Here is a 4,421-nt window from a genome sequence, read left to right as displayed (position 1 = left end):
GAGTCAATAATGAGGAAGTCTGGCTGAATTCTTTCTACTTCTGCGCGAACACTCTGCATATTGGTCTCTGCATAGAGATAAAACTCACTATCAATATCACCCAAGCGCTCTGCACGGAGTTTAATCTGCTGGGCAGACTCCTCCCCACTGACATAGAGAACAGTCCCTACTTGGGACAGCTGAGTTGAAACTTGTAGGAGAAGGGTTGATTTCCCAATCCCAGGATCCCCACCGATGAGGACGAGACTTCCTGGTACCACTCCGCCTCCAAGCACACGGTTGAATTCCTCCATATCCGTCTTGGTTCGATTGACATTGATGGAAGTCACCTCAGCCAGTTTCATGGGCTTGGTTTTCTCACCTGTCAAGGACACACGCGCATTCTTGACCTCTGCAACCTCAACCTCTTCTACAAAAGAAGACCAAGACCCACAGTTTGGACAGCGTCCTAAATACTTAGGTGAGTTGTACTCACAATTTTGACATACAAATGTCGCTTTTTTCTTAGCTATAATAATTCTCCTTTTACGGTTACTCCGAAAGAATGCCACTTATACAATGTATTTTGAAATTTATTCTGGTTGGCAACTCCGACAGCAGACAAATCGACAGAAACCTGATAATTCTCCTTGACAGCTGCCAAAACGGAAGCCTTGACACAGAAATTGCCATCTACCCCTATAAACTCTATGCTCTTAGCACCATTTCCCTCTAAAAAATCTTTTAAATCTGGATTAGTAAAGCAAGAAGCCCGACACTTCTCAAAGATACGAGAAGATACAACTAACAAGTTGGTCGCAAATTTCTTCTTTCTATCTTTTCTCTCCCAGAAAAAACGATTGAGAATATAGATAACTCGGTCGCTGGGATAAGTAGCAATTTTGTCATTTACAGCTGCAGTCAGTTCTTCATGATAGGCTTTTCCTACAGCAACATAATCTGACTGCATGTCTACAACTAATAAATAGTCTGCCATTTTATCCCTCTATTTCCCTGTCGATCCAAATCCACCAGTCCGCACGCCATCTGCCTCATCTCCATCTGCAATCAAGAAAGGAGCAAAGACAGCCTGAACCACACGTTCCCCAACTTCGAGAACCACTTCCTGATCAGTAATATTTTTCATCTGAGCAAAGATATGTCCTTCATTCCCTGGATTGCCATAATAGTCTCCGTCAATGACACCCACAGAGTTAATCAAGACCAAGCCTTTTTTACGAGGGTTTGAAGAACGGTCATAGAGATAGAGCACCTCTGTCGGTTGCATATAAGCCTTAACTCCTGTTGGGACCAATATAATCTCACCTGGCGCAATGACAGTTCGTTCGGCAACCTTTAAATCGTACCCAGCTGCATGAGCTGTCTCACGCTTAGGCAACAAATTTTCATCTGTAAAACTCGAAACCAATTCAAAACCACGAATTTTCATATTTTTCTCTTTTCTATAATCATTTATTCTAGGCTATTTTATCTTATTTATTCGAAAAAAGCACGAAAAAAGAGCACACAATTCACATCGCTTAGGGCTGCTGGATTCCTCCCCTGACCCGCTTCACGCAGAACTGTTGCTCCACTATTCATTATACCACATTCCCCTCTGTTTTTAAAGAGAAATTATTTTTTCCGTCGATTTCGGAAAAAGTCCTGCATAATCGCTGCACAGTCATCTTCCAAAATTCCCGTTTCTACCTCTACACGATGATTGAGACGCTCATCTGTCAAAATATCGTACAAGCTTCCAGCTGCACCAAATTTCTGATTCTTAGCCCCGTAGACTACCTTTGGAATACGGGCAAGCCCAATCGCCCCGCTACACATGACACAAGGCTCAATGGTCACAAAAAGCGTACAATCGAGCAGGCGCCAGCTCTCCTCACTCACATTCGCATTCTCTATAGCCATGATTTCTGCATGCATGACCGCCCGTTGCAACTCCTCGCGCGCATTATGCCCCCTACCAATGATTTCTCCATCCTTGACAATCACACAACCAATTGGAATTTCATCGTGTTCTAAGGCAATCTCAGCCTCTCTCAAAGCCTCTCTCATAAAGGCTTCTTTTTCTTCAACTGTATAATTCATCGTTCTTCTCTTTTCCTACTTGTCGATTTTATTATTATATCATGATTCTCAAGACAAAAAAAGCCACCGAATGCGGTGACTTAATAGGGAGATTATTATGAAAAAGAAAAGTTTAGGATATTTGTTACAACAAGTTAGGAGGTCTTCTTGTAACTGTCTATAGTATACCCAACCTGTCTTAAACTAATCTTAAAAATCTCCTATGACCAAACACTTTCTAAAATATTAGTTTGTTCACGACCGGGACCTACTGAGAAAGTTGAGATACGAACACCAACCAACTCGCTTACACGACGAACATAGTTACGTGCATTCTCAGGAAGGTCTTCTAAATTACGGACTCCAGTGATGTCTTCTGACCAACCTGGCAATTCCTCGTAGATTGGCTTGCAACGTTTCAACTGCTCAAGACTAGCAGGATAGTAATCAATACGTTGACCATCAAGATCATAGGCCACACAGATTTTCACAGTATCCAAACCACTCAAAACATCGATAGAGTTCAATGAAAGATTGGTAATCCCAGATACACGGCAGCTGTGACGCATCACAACTGAGTCAAACCAACCTACACGACGTGGACGACCAGTTGTTGTACCGTATTCATGACCTACTTCACGGATGCGATCCCCCACTTCATCAAATAATTCAGTTGGGAAAGGTCCGTCACCTACACGACTCGTATAGGCTTTACAAACACCTACAACCTTGTCAATCTTACTTGGGCCAACACCAGACCCAATTGTCACACCACCAGCGACAGGGTTTGACGACGTAACAAATGGATACGTACCTTGGTCGATATCTAGCATAACACCTTGCGCACCTTCAAACAGCACACGTTTGCCATTATCAAGCGCATCATTCAAGATAACGGATGTATCTGTCACGTATTGCTTGATTTGTTGACCATACTCATAGTATTCTTCAAAAATATCGTCAACTGAAATAGGGGTACTATCATATAATTTTTCAAACAAACGATTCTTTTCCGCAAGATTGCGTTCCAAACGTTCACGGAAAATATCCTTATCCAAAAGATCCGCAATACGAATTCCAACACGAGCAGCCTTATCCATATATGCTGGACCGATTCCCTTGATTGTAGTACCAATCTTATTGTCACCCTTAGCTTCTTCCTGCAAGCGATCCAACTCAATGTGGTAAGGCAAAATAACATGCGCACGATCAGAAATACGCAAATTATCTGTTGTCACACCTTCTTCATGAAGATAAGTCAACTCTTTCACAAGAGATTTAGGGTTTACAACCATACCGTTTCCAATAACTGAAATTTTTTCAGGGAAGAAAATTCCAGATGGAATCAAGTGCAACTTAAACTTTTTACCATCAATAACAATGGTATGACCTGCATTATCACCACCTTGGTAACGAGCAATCACTTCCGCATTGGCTGAAAGAAAATCTGTAATTTTCCCTTTACCTTCATCGCCCCATTGGGTACCTACAACAACAACTGAAGTCATAATAAAATTCGTCTGAGCTACTAGGAGCTCGTCCTTTCTCATATACATGGCAGGAATTTCACCCGCAATTATATCTTACAATTTATTATAAGAAAAAAACACTATTTTATCAAGAAGAAACAGTAGAAAAGATTTGGAAATTCTTTCATTTCTAAATACAGAAGCCTTTGATTATAAGCTAATTCTATATTTTTTAAAAACTAGCTACAACTATCGTTCGTAATTATGATATAGATGCTTCCTATTGGATAATAGTTGTACCACCTTGCAGGAATTTATCTAGATATAGACGATAAGCTGTTTTAAAGTGATATAGTGAAAAGTCCCTATCACTTTTTATTTTAAATCGGATTAAGTAATATAGTAAAAAACGAAGATGAAGTGATTCCCACTCTGAACAACTCTGGCCTAAAGAGACATATTCTTGTTCAACTAGTTTCAAAAAGACAAATGCTCGATCATAAAATTTCTGAAGCATATAAAAATTCCCTTTCTTATTAGTAACACTAGTCTAACAAAAAAAGGAACTAAAAAAGCTTCAAATCCTATAAAAGAAGAATTTAAAGCTAAACGAACTAAAAATAAAATAAAGAGGTAATTACAGATTTAAAAATTAAAATTTGAAATTTCAACAGTCCACTATATTTATAAATAAAAAAACGTTCAGTTGAACGTTTCGATTTATACTCCGCCAGTAGGACTCGAACCTACGACATCATGATTAACAGTCATGCGCTACTACCAACTGAGCTATGGCGGATAAAAGCTAAGCGACTTCCATATCTCACAGGGGGCAACCCCCAACTACTTCCGGCGTTCTAGGGCTTAACTACTGTGTTCGGCATGGGTACA

The 4,421-nt window shown here is 40.2% G+C and carries 6 protein-coding genes, 1 tRNA gene, 1 rRNA gene and 1 other RNA gene; all 9 read right to left on the bottom strand.

Features of this window, described 5'->3' with window-relative positions; all coding sequences use genetic code 11:
• Window positions 1-518 (bottom strand): AAA family ATPase (locus tag GMD4S_RS13500; RefSeq protein ID WP_044129921.1); only part of this gene is annotated, 518 nt, incomplete at its 3' end.
• Complete coding sequence (locus GMD4S_RS07145; RefSeq protein WP_000796430.1) at window positions 509-976, bottom strand: isochorismatase family protein; 468 nt, start codon at window positions 974-976, stop codon at window positions 509-511. The genes GMD4S_RS13500 and GMD4S_RS07145, both read right to left, overlap by 10 nt.
• Window positions 977-985: 9 nt before the next feature.
• Complete coding sequence (locus GMD4S_RS07140; RefSeq protein ID WP_000701976.1) at window positions 986-1,429, bottom strand: dUTP diphosphatase; 444 nt, start codon at window positions 1,427-1,429, stop codon at window positions 986-988.
• Between the two features lie 54 nt (window positions 1,430-1,483).
• Window positions 1,484-1,582: signal recognition particle sRNA small type (ffs, locus tag GMD4S_RS12935), an RNA gene on the bottom strand.
• A 32-nt stretch (window positions 1,583-1,614) separates the two neighbouring features.
• On the bottom strand, window positions 1,615-2,082 hold the full coding sequence (tadA, locus tag GMD4S_RS07135; RefSeq protein WP_001110098.1) for a tRNA adenosine(34) deaminase TadA: 468 nt from the start codon (window positions 2,080-2,082) through the stop codon (window positions 1,615-1,617).
• 200 nt (window positions 2,083-2,282) lie between these two features.
• Window positions 2,283-3,569 carry an adenylosuccinate synthase gene (locus GMD4S_RS07130; protein WP_008285159.1) on the bottom strand — a complete coding sequence of 429 codons (1,287 nt, stop codon included), beginning with the start codon at window positions 3,567-3,569 and terminating at the stop codon, window positions 2,283-2,285.
• Window positions 3,570-3,810: 241 nt separating this feature from the next.
• Entirely contained in the window at window positions 3,811-4,047 is a 237-nt protein-coding gene (comW, locus tag GMD4S_RS13745) for a sigma(X)-activator ComW (RefSeq protein WP_000939515.1), read from the bottom strand.
• A 208-nt stretch (window positions 4,048-4,255) separates the two neighbouring features.
• Window positions 4,256-4,329: transfer RNA gene (locus tag GMD4S_RS07120), tRNA-Asn, on the bottom strand.
• Window positions 4,330-4,334: 5 nt separating this feature from the next.
• Window positions 4,335-4,421 (bottom strand): 5S ribosomal RNA (gene rrf, locus GMD4S_RS13980); the annotation flags it as partial.

The sequence above is a fragment of the Streptococcus sp. GMD4S genome (assembly GCF_000296955.1).
The sequence above is the reverse complement of the archived record's forward strand: the minus strand, read 5'-3'. Positions and strand labels throughout refer to the sequence as shown.